The 15456-nt window shown below is 45.4% G+C and carries 11 protein-coding genes; 6 read left to right on the top strand and 5 right to left on the bottom strand.

The window, feature by feature from the left end:
* Window positions 1–2: 2 nt before the first annotated feature.
* Window positions 3–1871 (bottom strand): LTA synthase family protein, encoded by a 1869-nt coding sequence (locus Q0110_RS15585; protein WP_297908448.1) that lies wholly within the window; start codon window positions 1869–1871, stop codon window positions 3–5.
* Window positions 1868–3484: an ATP-binding cassette domain-containing protein gene (locus Q0110_RS15580; protein WP_297908444.1), complete on the bottom strand. Its 1617-nt coding sequence runs from the start codon at window positions 3482–3484 to the stop codon at window positions 1868–1870. The genes Q0110_RS15585 and Q0110_RS15580 overlap by 4 nt, the downstream gene beginning before the upstream one ends.
* A gap of 1323 nt (window positions 3485–4807) precedes the next feature.
* Here Q0110_RS15580 and purH point away from each other — a divergent pair.
* From purH to rodA, 6 genes are all read left to right on the top strand, one after another.
* Window positions 4808–6331, top strand: a complete 1524-nt coding sequence (gene purH / locus Q0110_RS15575; RefSeq protein WP_297908441.1) for a bifunctional phosphoribosylaminoimidazolecarboxamide formyltransferase/IMP cyclohydrolase — start codon at window positions 4808–4810, stop codon at window positions 6329–6331.
* Between the two features lie 12 nt (window positions 6332–6343).
* Window positions 6344–7363 carry a rod shape-determining protein gene (locus tag Q0110_RS15570; RefSeq protein ID WP_005854830.1) on the top strand — a complete coding sequence of 340 codons (1020 nt, stop codon included), beginning with the start codon at window positions 6344–6346 and terminating at the stop codon, window positions 7361–7363.
* Between the two features lie 88 nt (window positions 7364–7451).
* On the top strand, window positions 7452–8306 hold the full coding sequence (mreC, locus tag Q0110_RS15565) for a rod shape-determining protein MreC (RefSeq protein WP_297908432.1): 855 nt from the start codon (window positions 7452–7454) through the stop codon (window positions 8304–8306).
* Window positions 8299–8817 (top strand): rod shape-determining protein MreD, encoded by a 519-nt coding sequence (gene mreD / locus Q0110_RS15560; RefSeq protein ID WP_297908429.1) that lies wholly within the window; start codon window positions 8299–8301, stop codon window positions 8815–8817. Before mreC ends, mreD begins: the two co-directional genes overlap by 8 nt.
* Window positions 8807–10675 (top strand): penicillin-binding protein 2, encoded by a 1869-nt coding sequence (gene mrdA / locus Q0110_RS15555; RefSeq protein ID WP_297908427.1) that lies wholly within the window; start codon window positions 8807–8809, stop codon window positions 10673–10675. The genes mreD and mrdA overlap by 11 nt, the downstream gene beginning before the upstream one ends.
* Window positions 10665–12110 (top strand): rod shape-determining protein RodA, encoded by a 1446-nt coding sequence (gene rodA, locus Q0110_RS15550; protein ID WP_297908424.1) that lies wholly within the window; start codon window positions 10665–10667, stop codon window positions 12108–12110. Before mrdA ends, rodA begins: the two co-directional genes overlap by 11 nt.
* On the opposite strand, the gene Q0110_RS15545 is transcribed toward rodA, so the two are convergent.
* The 3 genes from Q0110_RS15545 to Q0110_RS15535 all read right to left on the bottom strand — a co-directional run bounded on the left by Q0110_RS15545 (window position 12070) and on the right by Q0110_RS15535 (window position 15430).
* Window positions 12070–12639, bottom strand: a complete 570-nt coding sequence (locus Q0110_RS15545) for a gliding motility lipoprotein GldH (RefSeq protein WP_297908421.1) — start codon at window positions 12637–12639, stop codon at window positions 12070–12072. The two genes, rodA and Q0110_RS15545, sit on opposite strands and share 41 nt — an antisense overlap.
* Window positions 12560–14068: a regulatory iron-sulfur-containing complex subunit RicT gene (ricT, locus tag Q0110_RS15540; protein ID WP_297908418.1), complete on the bottom strand. Its 1509-nt coding sequence runs from the start codon at window positions 14066–14068 to the stop codon at window positions 12560–12562. The genes Q0110_RS15545 and ricT overlap by 80 nt, the downstream gene beginning before the upstream one ends.
* A 174-nt stretch (window positions 14069–14242) precedes the next feature.
* Window positions 14243–15430 (bottom strand): aminotransferase class I/II-fold pyridoxal phosphate-dependent enzyme, encoded by a 1188-nt coding sequence (locus Q0110_RS15535; protein ID WP_297908415.1) that lies wholly within the window; start codon window positions 15428–15430, stop codon window positions 14243–14245.
* Window positions 15431–15456: the final 26 nt, after the last annotated feature.

The following is a 15456-nucleotide window of genomic DNA, read 5'->3' as shown; positions in this document are numbered from 1 at the left end:
GGTTATCGATTACCCAGATCATCGTATAAAGTTTGCAGCAGTACTTTTCCTTTCTCTAGCCGGGTTTCATTTCCGTTTTGGGGCTCTTCCACTAAGATATTGTTCCCTTCATTGTCGTATACGGAAACACCGGATTCATCGATGAAGCCGAAGCCGTTGTTGAACGTATAAAAGGCGTAATGCGGGACACAAGGATTCAAGATATCTTTGCTGAACAAGAACTCATCTGCCGAAAGGTCCATTTGATTTAATAAGGTAGCTGCCAGATCCGTCTGGTTCGCGTACGTATCGATTACCATAGGCTTGGCGATCGCACCGCCTATCCATAACATAGGTATGTGAAAACGAAGAGGGCCATACTCCTGCATATTTTCAGGATAGCGGTATCCGTGGTCGGACACCAAGATGACTACCGTATTTTTCCATGCCGGCAGTTCCTTGAACTTATCGATGAAATTGCCGATACAGCTATCCGTAAACGCGACGGAGTTTAGATAAGGATGTTCCAAATGATGAAACGGAACCTCGAATGGCTCATGACTGCTCAGGGTCAGGAATGTGCTTAACCAAGGTTTACCGTCGGCAGGTCTTTGTTTGATATCCTCGTAAAGATGCGAGAAAGTGATATCGTCGTTTGCTCCCCATTTACTCAGACGGCTACTCAGCGGAAAATCACGGTCTGCCGTTATCTTGCTATAGCCGGAACTATAGAAATAACTTTGCATATTCGTGAAATTGATATCACCTCCATAGAGCATATCCGCTGTATATCCTTCTTTGTTGAGGCTCTTCGCTATGGATGGAAGAGTCTGGCTTTTTACCGGATATTTCATGATGGAGGTGGTAGGTTGGGCCAGATAGCCATTCAATACGGATACCAGGCCTCGGTCGGTACGGAACGAGTTGGCGTATAGGTTCGTGAATAATACGCCTTCTTTGCTCAGTCGGTTCAAGTTCGGGGTGATTCCCGGTTCGCCACCAACGGTTTCGATAGCGTTTGCCGTGAAACTCTCCATGAGAATGATGAGAATATTGGGACGAGTCGTTGTTAATAGCTTGACAGGCTCTGCCGGGATGGAATCTTCCGGACATAAAGAGCTTTGGGCTTGAATGAGCGTATCGAATAAGGCTTTTCGCTTTTCCTCTGGATAAAAGTCGAACTGGGAGGCAAAATCCTGTTGTTTGCTCAATGAGGCTACCAGACTGAAACACGGGTTGATCGCCGAATGGTTCAAGAACTGGTTCTGGCTGAAATAAACCATGCCGACATTCGCCGTAGACGTGGTCACGCCTCCCCGAATCGGTATAAACAATATTCCCCCTGCTAAGAGGATAGCGAATGTATTTCCCAACTGTTCCAGTCCCGTGGGAGGAAAACTGGGCTTTACGGGTACGAAGCGTAAGATACGGCTGAACCAAGCGTAGATACCGAGCGTATATGCCACGAATACCAACAATTGGATGAAAAGCATTCCGAGCGGGACACTCGCCATCGCGTTGGCAGGCGATTGCAAGTAGAAGAATAAGGTAGCGTCTAACCTAAATCCCCAAAAGCAATATAAAGCTACATCTACGGAGAAGATCGCGGATACCAGGATTCCCATGATCAGAAAATAACCTCTCAATGCCTTCTTCAACCAAACTCCCGGAAGCCAGACAGATACTAGAGTCAATAGGAGAGGAATGGCCGTGAGATATCCCGCTATCGTACAATCCAGTTTCAATCCATGAAGCATGACTTGAAGGAAGTCCGTGAAGGTACAAGCCTCGGACAGCGTATGCTGATAAAACATAAATACCGGTTTTTGGATAACAAAAACCGGTAGCCATGCGATAAAAACGATTAATATGAATAATAGTCTTTTCTTCATTTCGAATATAACTTTTCCCGTAACTCAGCGATAGCCGGATCTGTGATGTAATCATCGTAATCCATCATCTTATCGATGATACCGTTAGGAGTCAACTCAATGATACGGTTCGCCACGGTCTGTATGAACTCGTGGTCATGGCTGGAGAATAAGATATTTCCCTTGAATGTCTTCAGCGTATTATTGAACGCTTGAATGGATTCCAAATCCAGGTGGTTGGTCGGGGTATCCAAAATCAAGCAGTTTGCGTCGATAAGCATCATGCGTGAAATCATGCAACGCATCTTCTCTCCTCCGGACAGCACGCAGACTTTTTTCGAAAGCTCCTCGCCCGAGAACAACATACGTCCGAGGAAACCTTTCAAGAATACTTCATTGGTATCTGGCGAGAATTGGCATAACCAATCAAGCAGATTGAGGTCGGAGTTGAAATATTTCGTGTTGTCTAGCGGAAGGTAAGAGGTCGTGATGGTCTGTCCCCATTGGTAAGAACCAGCGTCGGCATTCTCTTCTCCGTTAATGATCTGGAAAAGAGCGGTCATCGCACGAGGGTCGCGGCTGATGAATACGATCTTATCTTCTTTCTCGACATTGAAGTTTAAGTCTTGGAATAAGACTTGCCCGTCAATACTTTTCGATAATCCCTTTACCTCGAGGATCTGGTTACCCGGCTCGCGGTTAGGCGTGAACAAGATTCCCGGATAGCGGCGCGAAGACGGCTTGATTTCCTCGATATTCAGTTTCTCCAACATCTTCTTGCGACTGGTGGTCTGTTTAGATTTCGCTACGTTGGCGCTGAAACGGCGGATAAATTCTTCCAGCTCTTTCTTCTTCTCCTCGGCCTTCTTATTCTGGTTCTGTTGTTGACGGAGCGCTAACTGGCTAGACTCGTACCAGAAGCTGTAATTCCCGGCGAATAGCTGCAATTTGCCAAAGTCGATATCCACGGTATGCGTACAAACGGAGTCGAGGAAGTGACGGTCGTGACTAACGACTAGTACGGTATGCTCGAAGTTAGAGAGATAATTCTCCAACCAAGAAACCGTCTCAAGGTCCAAGTCATTTGTCGGCTCGTCCAGTAATAGATTGTCTGGCTGTCCGAACAAGGCACGGGCCAGTAAGACACGGACTTTTTGCTTACCGCTCAAGTCCTTCATATACATATAGTGTAAATCTTCCTTGATACCTAATCCGCTCAATAGGTTGGCGGCGTCGCTCTCTGCGTTCCAGCCTTCCATCTCGGCGAATTTCTCTTCCAGTTCTGATACGCGGATACCGTCGGCGTCGCTGAAATCAGGTTTCTCGTAAAGGGCGTTTTTTTCGCTCATCACTTCCCACAAGGTCGTGTGTCCCATCAATACGGTATCCATTACCGTATATTCATCGAATGCGAAGTGATCTTGGCTCAATACGGAAAGACGCTCGCCCGGCCCAAGGTTAACGCTACCTCTGGTAGGGTCCAATTGCTTGCTGATTACACGGAGAAACGTAGATTTTCCGGCCCCGTTAGCACCGATAATACCGTAGCAATTGCCCGGTGTAAACTTCATGTTCACATCCTGAAAAAGGATGCGTTTTCCAAACTGTACGTCCAGATTGTTAACTGTTATCATATTTCGTATACCTATTAAATTGCGATTGAGGATGCAAAGGTACGAAAAATATTGTTTATCTTTACATTATACATTAATATCCGGTTATGTTATGAATAAGCGATCTGTCATGTCTCTTCTCAGGAAAGAGAAGGGGTCTTCGTGGTGGAGAATTGTGGTGTACAATATGGCGGGTATGAGGGATTGGTTGATTCATGATTATAATGGGTGTTAATTATCGGGCTTTCAGTGTTCATGATTTAGTAGGCAGTCTGTTATTGTCTGAGAATATCTTGCTGGCTTTTAGTGGACTGTGTCTTGTTGGTATCAATCTGGCTGCGATGCGCAAAATAATTCGGAAGATAGGCCGGTGAATTTATTGTTTCTTGAGGCCTATTTGTCGGTCAAAGAAACCTATCCATGACAATTTGATCAAGATACCCCCTTTGTGCTGACACTCTCCTCTGACGGGAAGTGCCGGATAGTACGGTCGCAGGGGTGAAAAGCCCCGATTAAAGGTGTTTTCGGGTATAAAAAGGTGAGTTTTGCCACACATATATAGGCATTGCTAGATGCTTACGGTAGTGTTATAGCTTACTTACGGTAGTATTGTTAGTTACTTACGGAAGTGATCGGCGTTAAATACGGATAAAGAGCCTCTCGTTTCCCAATGAAAAACGTGATTCTGCGTGTTCGGAAGCGAAAAAGAAGGGTAATCTCGTCTGGAATAAAAGCCTGAAAAACGATATCTCTTTGTAATATAGCTTATTGCTGATTTTTATTCTCAAATTTGGAAGCCACCTGTACTTGGGTGCGAGATATTTGATCCTTTGGGGCTTTAGAATACAAAATGTCAGAATGTCAAATTGAGCGATCTTCCATATTAACCAAGGAAATCTCTTTTATCTTCAAGCAATTTTATTATGTTGTAGAGACGGGGCGTGCCCCGTCTCATCCCCTCAAAATAGTAACTTTAAAAAAATATCATCAGTCAAAAAGAACATACATCATGCTAGATCTAAATCTTCTCAAAATAGCAATTTAGGGTTACTTCTTGTCTGTGGGGAGACGGGGCACGCCCCGTCTCTACAACGTGTACAATGGATTCGTATTTGTTTAGCAATGGATTCATATTTGTCTAGTTATCGATTCGTGTTTGTTTAGTAATGGATTCGTATTTGCTTAATTATGGATTCATATTTGTGTAATTATGAATTCATGTTTATTTAGCTATGGATGAAATTTGGTATGATTACCCTGTTTTTATCTGAATAATAAGGATGATTTGGAAATAAATATCTACTTTTGTGCTCTAAAACATTAAAGTAAACGAAGAATAAGAAGATGGCTGCAACGAAACGAATGAAACGTGCCTTGGTCTCTGTGTTCCACAAAGACGGGCTGGACGAAATCTTAAAAAAATTGCATAGCGAAGGTGTGAGCTTTGTGTCAACAGGTGGAACTCAGTCATTTATCGAGTCGTTGGGTTTGCCTTGCGATGCGGTGGAAGACTTGACTTCTTACCCCTCTATCTTGGGTGGTCGTGTGAAGACACTTCATCCGAAGGTATTCGGTGGCATCTTGGCTCGCCGTGAGAACGAAAATGACCAGAAGCAATTAGCTGAATATGAAATCCCGGAAATCGACTTGGTTATCGTTGACCTGTATCCTTTTGAGGAAACCGTCGCTTCCGGCGCTGATGAACAAGCGATTATTGAGAAAATAGATATAGGCGGTATTTCTTTGATACGTGCCGCCGCGAAGAACTTCAAGGATGTGGTAATCGTAGCTTCCAAGGCTCAATATCAACCGTTGATGGATCTTTTGAACGAGAAGGGCGCTGAGACAACTATCGAGGACCGTAAATGGTTCGCTAAAGAGGCATTCGCCGTTTCCTCGGGTTACGACTCCGCTATCTTCAATTATTTTGATGGTCGCGAAGGTTCCCATTTCCGTGCCACGGTGGATAGCCCTATGCATTTGCGTTATGGAGAGAATCCTCATCAGGCCGCTAAGTTCTATGGCAAGTTCAACGATATGTTCGAGCAAATCCATGGAAAAGAGATTTCTTACAACAACTTGTTAGATATCGACGCAGCCGTAAACTTGATCGATGAGTTCGACGAATTGACGTTCGCTATCTTGAAGCATAATAACGCTTGCGGTATCGCTTCCCGCGGCAACGTGGTTGAGGCTTGGAAAGAGGCTTTGGCCGGTGACCCTGTTTCTGCTTTCGGTGGAATCTTGATCACGAATACTACGATTAACAAGGAGGTGGCCGAGGAGATCCATAAGATTTTCTTCGAGGTGATCATTGCCCCGGCTTACGACGCTGACGCGTTGGAAGTACTTCAACAGAAGAAGAACCGTATCATCTTGATCCGTAAAGATTGCAAGACTTGCCCGATGCAGTTCCGTTCCTTGTTGAATGGTGTCTTGATGCAAGAGAAAGACTTGAGCATCCAAGCTGAGGCGGATTTGGAGCCTATGACAGATAAGCAGCCGACAGCCTCGGAGGTGGAGGATTTATTGTTCGCCAACAAGATCGTGAAGAACAGTAAGTCTAACGCGATCACTTTGGTGAAGAACAAGCAGCTTTGCGCTAGCGGTATCGGACAGACCTCTCGCGTAGACTCTTTGAGACAAGCTATAGAGAAGGCAAAGTCGTTCGGTTTCGACTTGAACGGCGCGGTGATGGCTTCCGATGCTTTCTTCCCCTTCCCCGATTGTGTTGAGATCGCTGACCAAGCAGGAGTCACGGCCGTGATCCAGCCGGGAGGCTCTATCAATGATAAGTTGTCTGTCGAGTATTGTAACCAACATGGCTTGGCTATGGTGAAGACAGGTGTTCGTCATTTTAAACATTAATAATTAAGACTAATGGGATTGTTTTCTTTCACACAAGAAGTCGCCATAGATTTGGGTACCGCCAATACCATTATCACGTGTAATGATAAGATGGTGGTAGACGAGCCTTCGGTGATTGCTTTGGATGCCCGCTCGGACAAAGTGCTGGCTGTCGGTAAGGTAGCCCGCGAGATGTACGAGAAGACACATCCGAATATTCGTACCGTACGACCGCTTCGTGAGGGAGTTATCGCGGATTTCTACGCTGCCGAGCAAATGATTCGCGGCTTTATCAAGATGGCGAGCGGAAGGAAGCGCTGGTTCGCTCCATCCTTGCGTATGGTGATCGGTATCCCTTCTGGTAGTACGGAGGTAGAGATACGTGCCGTGCGAGACTCTGCCGAGCATGCCGGTGGACGTGATGTGTACATGGTTTTTGAGCCGATGGCTGCCGCTATCGGTGTCGGTATAGATGTCTTAGCGCCCGAGGGTAATATGATCGTGGATATAGGAGGTGGTACTACCGAGATCGCCGTTATCTCTTTAGGGGGTATCGTGTCGAATAAATCAATCCGTATGGCGGGCGATGATTTGACTGCTGATATCGTGGAATATATGCGTCGGCAACACAACGTGAAGGTGAGTGAGCGCATGGCCGAACGTATCAAGATCAACGTGGGTTCCGCGCTTACGGTATTGGAAGACGCTCCGGAGGATTACGTGGTTCATGGCCCGAATCAGATGACAGCCTTACCTATGGAGGTGCCCGTCTCTTATCAAGAGATCGCCCATTGCCTGGACAAGTCTATCTCGAAGATCGAGGCGGCTATCTTGAGTGCCTTGGAGCAAACCCCTCCCGAGCTATATGCCGATATCGTGAAAAACGGTATCTATTTGGCTGGTGGTGGCGCTATGCTTCGCGGTTTGGATAAGCGCTTGCGGGATAAGATGAATATACAGTTCCATATCGCCGAGGACCCGTTGCATGCCGTCGCTAAAGGTACGGGAGTCGCTTTGAAGAACATTGAGAAGTTTAATTTCTTAATCCGATAAGAGTAAATGATTGAAAACTGAGAATTGAAAACTAGCGAGCCGATAGGTCTGGTTCTTTTCAATTCTCAACTTTCAATTCTCAATTCCTATGCGTAAGTTACTAGAGTTCCTGATCGGGAAGAGGCATTGGTTCTTGTTCATTTTGCTAGAGGCTGTGTCGTTGGTGCTGGTCTATCGTAATAACGCATACCAGCGGAATATCATGTTCAGCTCAGCGAATGTCGTGACAGGGTATATCGCCTCGATATCCGGTTCCGTCACTTCTTATCTGAACCTCCGGGATATCAATAAGGAGCTATTGGAGCGTAACGGGCAGTTGGAATTACAAATGCTGGATCTGCAAGATCAATTAGATGCGTTGATTGCGGATACGGTTAGTTTTAAGGGATTTGCGCCGGATTCTGCGGAGCAATTTCCTTATTCGTTTGTTGTGGCGGATGTGGTGAACAACAGTGTCACGCATTTGTCCAATTATATTACCGTGAATAAGGGGAAGCTAGATGGGATCGTGCCCGATATGGGAGTTGTATCGGAGCGAGGTGTGGTTGGTATCGTATCGACCGTTTCCGATCATTTTTCCGTGATTATCCCACTGCTGAATCCTAAGTTCCGGTTGAGTTGTAAGGTATTAGGTAGTAGTTATTTCGGATCATTAAGCTGGAATGGGCGTAATACATTGTATGCCAACCTGGATGAGTTGCCGCGCCATGTGGAGTTCCAGAAAGGTGATACGATCGTGACGAGTGGTTACTCGGCTGTTTTCCCCTCGGGGATTATCGTGGGTACGGTAGCTGATTTTGAGAAACAGCACGATGATAATTTCTATTCGTTGCAGGTGAAATTGGCTACGGATTTTCAGGCGTTGAACAACGTGCGCATTATCAAGAATTTCCGTCAGGCAGAACAAATAGGTGTAGAACAAGAGGCGAAGAGAAATGATTAATAATTTACTGCGTAGTTTCATATATTTCGTGGTGTTTGTATTGATTCAAGTCTTGATCTTGAACAATATTCATTTCTTACGGATCGCTACTCCGTTTCTGTATCTCTATTTTATTATTAAGATGCCGGTCGGTAGTTCCCGGACGCAAGTTGTTTTCTTCTCCTTCATAGCCGGGGTGGTTATCGATATGTTCAGCAATACGCCGGGTATGCATGCGGCCGCCTGTACGTTGGCGGGATTTTGCCGGGAGCCGTTAATCCGTGTATTCATGGGGAAAGACCTGCCGGAAGGTATTTTCCCTTCTTATAAGACCTTTGGTTTCGGAGGCTTTTTCCGGTATGTGTTATCGTTTGTGTTGATACAACATACGGCTCTTTTCATGATTGAGTCGTTGACTTTATTCGATCCATTGTTTTTGGTTGTCCGTATCCTATCGAGCGTGGTGATGACAACCTTGTTGATTTGTACCGTAGAAGCGTTCAATATAGAGTCTCAGAAAAGTGGAGAATAATACCAAGTATGAGTTTGAGAACAGGCGCTATGTCTTAGGAGGGGCGGTGATCCTGTTGATAATCATCTTTATTATCCGTTTGTTCATCCTTCAGGTGGTCGACAACGATTATAAAGCTTGGGCAGATAGTAACGCTTTCTTGAAAAAAACGCTGTATCCTTCCCGGGGCATGATGTATGATCGTAACGGTAAGTTATTGGTTTATAACCAGCCCGCTTACGACGTGATGTTAATCATGCGTGAGATACAGCCTTTCGATACCCTTGATTTCTGCGAAGTGCTGGGTATCACGAAAGAGCAATTCCTCAAACGTATAGCGGATATTAAGAACCGACGGTTAAATCCCGGCTATTCCTCTTATGTACCTCAGGTTTTTATGAACCAGCTTTCTGCGCAAGAGTATGGCGTGTTGCAGGAGAAGTTATATAAGTTCCCCGGTTTCTACATTCAAAACCGTACGATCCGTCAATATGAATACCCCAATGCCGCCCTTGTGCTGGGAAATATAGGCGAGGTGAACCGGAAGGATATAGAGAATGATTCTTATTATACGCAAGGCGATTATTCCGGCAGGACCGGGATCGAGCAATCGTACGAGAAATATTTGCGGGGCGTGAAAGGTGTCGAGATACTGTTGCGCGACGCTCATGGACGCATCAAAGGACGATACGAGGAAGGTAGGCACGATATCCAGCCGGAGTCTGGCAAGAACTTGAAATTGTCCTTGGATATGGAATTACAGGCTTATGGAGAGAAGTTAATGCAGAATAAATTAGGTGGTATCGTGATGATAGAGCCGGAGACGGGGGAAGTACTTTGCATGGTCTCCGCTCCTACGTATGATCCGAGTATCTTGATCGGTCGTCAGCGGGGAAAGAATTACGTGGCTTTGCAGAAAGACCCGTTGAAACCTCTGTTCAACCGTCCGCTCATGGCGCAATATCCTCCCGGATCTACTTTTAAGCCGACTCAAGGTCTGATTTTCTTGCAAGAAGGGGTGATTACTCCGGAAACTCAATATACCTGTGCGCATGGATACACCTTCCGGGGCGGTAAGCCGGCTTGCCACGGGCATCCGTCTCCCCTTAATCTGGTCGGGGCGCTGGCGACCTCTTGTAACTCTTTCTTCCCTTGGGGGCTGCATGACATGATCGACAGCCGTAAACGGTATCCCACGGTACAAGAGGCCTTCGAGGTCTGGAAAAATCATATGGTTTCTATGGGGTATGGCTATAAGCTGGGAATCGATCTGCCGGGCGAGAAACGGGGCTTCATCCCGAATAGTAAATTTTACGATAAGGTGTACCGGGGACGTTGGAATTCCAGTACGGTTATCTCGATCGCTATCGGTCAAGGTGAGATATTGGCTACGCCTTTGCAGATCTGTAATTTGGCGGCCACTGTCGCCAACCGGGGATATTACGTTACCCCGCATGTCGTGAAAGAGATTCAAGATACTCCGCTGGATACGTTATATAGCCAGAGGCATTATACGTCTGTAGATACTCATTATTATAATTATATTGCCGAGGGTATGCGGGGAGCTGTTACGGGAACCGCTTATGGAGGAACCTGTCGCGGAGCGGCTTTACCGGATATCGAGGTTTGCGGGAAGACGGGGACGTCGGAGAATCCGCATGGTAAGGACCATTCTATCTTTATGGGATTTGCCCCTTATCAGAAGCCCAAGGTCGCCATCGCCGTGTTTGTGGAAAACGCCGGTTTCGGTGCTACCTATGCGGTGCCTATCGGTAAATTGATGTTGGAGAAATATTTGAAAAGAGAGATATCCGAGGCTAACAAGCCAACGGAGGAATATATTATGAATGCCGTAATATTACCGAACAATGCGTTATAGGAAGACGGAAATATGGAGGTCGGTCGACTGGGTTACGATCTTGTTGTACTTGATTATGGTAATTGCTGGTTGGTTTAGTATTTGTGGGGCAAGCTACGAGTTTGATAACGTCGGCTTGTTCGATCCGTCGGGTCGTCCGGGAATGCAGATGATTTGGATCGGCAGCTCGCTCATACTTATTTTCGTTATATTGATGCTGGAGAGCGATTTCTTCGATATATTCGCCTATCTGATCTATGCGTTCGTGATCGTGTTGTTGATCGCCACTATATTTTTAGCGCCAAATATCAAGGGCTCGCATTCTTGGCTCGTATTGGGACCTATCCGTTTGCAGCCTGCGGAGTTGGCTAAATTCGCTACCGCCTTGGCCGTGGCGAAGTTTATGAATAGCTATGGCTTTAAGTTGACGACGGCCAAGAATTTCTCGATCACCTTGTTATTGATCTTCTTTCCGATGGTTTGTATTCTTCTGCAGAGAGAGACGGGATCGGCATTGGTTTATTTGGCATTCTTCCTGATGCTGTACCGGGAAGGAATGACCGGATATATTTTGTTGACAGGAGTTTGCGCGGTCGTCTTTTTCGTTACGGGAATGAAATATTCCGAGGTGATGGTTGGTATTACCCCATTGGGCGAATTAATCGTGTCTTGCCTCGTCTTGTTGATAACCATGGGATTGGTGGGGAGTGTCCGTAAGGATTATATAAGCGTAAAGATCATATTTGGAGGTATCGTTTCGACATTCTTGATCGGATATGTCGTTTCTTTATTTGTCCCGGTCAATTTCGCTTGGATATCGATTGGTTTGGTTGGTGCCGCTTCTGTTTACTTATTTTATTTATCTGTCCGAAACTGGGTATGGCATTATGCGTTAATCGCTTTGTTCGCTTTAGGTTCCATCGGCTTCTTGTTTTCGGTGGATTATGTTTTTAATGACATACTGGAACCTCACCAACAAATTCGTATTAAAGTCTCTTTGGGGTTGGAGGATGATCCGAGCGGGGCGGGTTACAATGTAAATCAATCCAAGATCGCTATCGGTTCCGGTGGATTATTGGGGAAGGGATTCTTGAATGGGACACAGACCAAATTGAAATATGTGCCGGAACAGGATACGGATTTTATCTTTTGTACGGTGGGCGAGGAGCAGGGCTTTTTGGGGGCTTCTGCCGTATTGATCGTATTCGGGCTTTTTATTCTTCGCCTGATTGTATTGGCAGAGCGGCAAGATAATGCTTTCGGGCGAGTCTACGGCTATAGTGTAGCTTCCATATTCTTTTTCCATCTGGCGATTAATGTTGGAATGGTGACGGGATTGACTCCGGTTATCGGTATCCCTTTGCCTTTCTTTAGCTATGGAGGTTCCTCGCTCTGGGGATTTACGATCTTATTGTTTATTTTTCTTCGTTTGGACGCCTCCCGGAAGGAGCGTTGACGGAAGAAGGGAATACCCGTAAGCCGATTTCTTGAATACCCGGGAGCTGGTCGTTACGCATCCCTTGCCGGAAACTAAAGGTATATTGTCCTTTGAAAGGAAAATAATAGCCGGTCCGTACCGGAAAACTGGATTGGAACAGGGAAATCCCGTGCCCATACCATTTTCCGAACTCATCCGCTAGCATACATTCAATCGTATCCCTCTTTAAGGGACCTATTGGAAGTTCCTCGCTACAAAATACCCATAGGTTCTGATACGGATACATATTATTGTTCCGTACTTCCAAGGTAAGGTCGTACGGAACGGATATATCCTCGATCTGGAAAGTGAAATAATACTCCTTATTCTTCTCCCACGAGGTGTTTTGGATAGCTTGATACTGATCGTATACAGCTTGATTCTCGCAAGAGAAGCATAAGAAGCATGCGCAAGCGGCAATGATTTTTTTAAGCTTCAGGCTTTGCCTCTGGCTTGTTCTCCATTTTATCAGGTCTGGCCTGTTTGTTCGGTTGCTGAGGTTTGTCATTATTCGCAGGCTTATCATTGTTGGATTGCTTATCGTTATTGACTCTCGGCCTTTGCTTCGGGCGATTGTTTCGGTTGTTCTCCCGGTTGTTCTCCCGATTATCTCGGTTTTCCCGACTGTTTTCCCGGTTATTATCTTTATTATTCTCCCGGTTGTTATTTCTGTCTCGGTTATTCTCACGATTACCGTTACGATTATTGCCTCCGTTGCGGCGATTGTTTCCACCCGCTCCATTACCTCCGTTGTTCTTATTCTCTGAGGTGGGAACTTCAGGGTTAGTGGTTGTTGCCGCGTTAACAGCTCCGTTTCCACCTCCATTGTTCTCCCCGTTATTCTTGTTGGCGGGACGTTTTTTCTTTTTCTTTTTAACAGAGTCGAAACGTGTGACACTTTCTTGGCCAAGAATATCCTGAGCGTCTCGTTTCGGCGGTTGTGGCTTTGTATCTGCCTCTAGAGATATCGGTTTCATGCCTTTCTTATTCATGTTAATGACATCGAAAGCACGGTTTGCCGGAATCGTAATGAGATTGGCCGCAAATGATTTGTCCGTAGAATAAGTAATTTCCCGTTTGAAAATATCCGTCTTGAAATGATAATAGGTATTATCCTGGGTCTCCAAGACAATCTCCCTGGAAGGAAGGCGTTTTTGAGCTTCCACATACGTATCTACTTCGTAGTTGATGCAACATTTCAATTTAGCGCATTGTCCGGCCAGTTTCTGGGGATTCATGGATATATCTTGATAACGGGCGGCTCCGGTAGCAACTGATACGAAGCTTGTCATCCAACTGGAACAGCAAAGTTCCCTTCCGCACGGTCCGATTCCTCCGATACGTCCAGCTTCTTGGCGAGCGCCGATCTGTTTCATCTCGATACGAACACGAAAGGCCTCTGCCAGTACTTTAATTAGTTGGCGGAAATCTACACGCTCGTCCGCTATATAATAAAAGATCGCCTTATTACCATCACCCTGATATTCGACATCACCGATTTTCATGTTCAACCCTAAGTCGGCTGCGATTTGCCGGGAGCGAATCATTGTGGCATGTTCCTTAGCTTTTGCCTCCTCGTATTTCTCGATGTCAGTCTGTTTTGCCTTCCTGTAAATCCGTTTAGGCTCGGCTTCCGTGCGCACATTGTTCTTCTTCATCTGCAGAAGAACCAGTTTACCCGTTAAAGAAACCGTACCGATATCATGACCGGGACTTGCTTCCACGGCTACTATATCTCCTTTTTCCAAAGGTATTTTAGAACTGTTCAAGTAATACCCCTTGCGAGTATTTTTAAATTGAACCTCTACGAAATCAGTCGAGCCTTCCGCGTCGGGTACATCGCACAACCAATCATAGGTGTTCAGTTTATTGTTTTGCCTTTTGCTGCAACCTTTGCAGCCCATATGGGCACTTCCTTTATCTAATATGAAATCCATTTATTTTTAATTTGTAAGAGGGCCATCGACATAACCGCCCAATTTATCTAAATATGCAAAAATAGTGATTTATTCCCATTCGAAATCATACTTATGACTTTTTCAGTTATAAAAAAAAGCCCGAAGATAGGTGTTATTCCTAACTTCGAGCTTTTATTTTATATATTTATGATATTAGTCTACCAATCCATGACTTTTGAATACCTTATGGATTGTCTCCAAGGCGTAATCAAGTTGCTCTTTTGTGTGGGTAGCCATTAGGGAGAAGCGGATCAGTGTATCCTCGGAAGCTACCGCGGGAGCAACTACGGGATTTACGAAGATTCCGGCCTCGAATAATTCTTTTACGATAAGGAATGTCAAGTCGTTATCACGGATAAACAATGGGATGATCGGGGTAGAAGTATGTCCGATCTCACAACCCATGTTACGGAAACCGTCCAATGCGTAGTGAGTTAAATCCCATAAATGCTGGATACGTTCCGGTTCGCTTAACATGATATCTAACGCAGCATTCGCTGCGGCGGTAGCTGCGGGAGTATTGCTTGCGCTAAAGATGTAAGAACGGGAGTGATGGCGTAAATAATTGATAACCGGCTCGTCGGACGCGATAAAACCACCGATAGAAGCGAAAGACTTACTGAAGGTTCCCATAATCAAATCAACATCGTCCGTAACACCGAAGTGGTTACAAGTACCGCGGCCATGATCTCCGAATACACCGATACCATGTGCCTCGTCAACCATTACGCTTGCGTTGTATTTCTTTGCGAGAGCTACGATTTCCGGCAATTTAGCGACATCTCCTTCCATGCTGAAAACACCGTCAATAACGATAAGTTTCACCTTGTCCGGCTCGCATTTCTGGAGTTGTTTCTCCAAAGAATCCATGTCGTTATGCTTGAATTTCAGTTTTGTGGAGAAAGAAAGACGGTGTCCTTCGATAATGGATGCGTGGTCTAGCTCATCCCAAAGGATATAGTCTTCACGTCCGGTAATACAGGATACAACGCCTAAATTAACTTGGAAACCTGTAGAGTATACGATGGCATCTTCCTTACCAACAAATTCTGCTAAACGTTTTTCCAACTGGAGATGTAAGTCCAACGTCCCATTTAAGAAACGTGAGCCGGCACAACCTGTGCCATACTTCTTGACGGCCTCGATCGCTGCTTCTTTTACTTTAGGATGGTTTGTTAATCCTAAGTATGCGTTAGAGCCAAACATCAAGACTTTCTTCCCGCTGATTAAAACTTCCGTGTCCTGATCACTCTGGATTTCCCGGAAGTAAGGATAGATTCCCATTGCCATGGCTCTTTGAGGAGCGTCGTACTTTGCTAGTTTCTCTTGTAAAAGTTTCATATTATTATAAAAGAGAATGATTTATC

It is taken from the genome of uncultured Parabacteroides sp. (assembly GCF_947855115.1).
Classification (GTDB): Bacteria; Bacteroidota; Bacteroidia; order Bacteroidales; family Tannerellaceae; genus Parabacteroides.
This window is presented reverse-complemented; position numbering and strand designations above follow the sequence as displayed.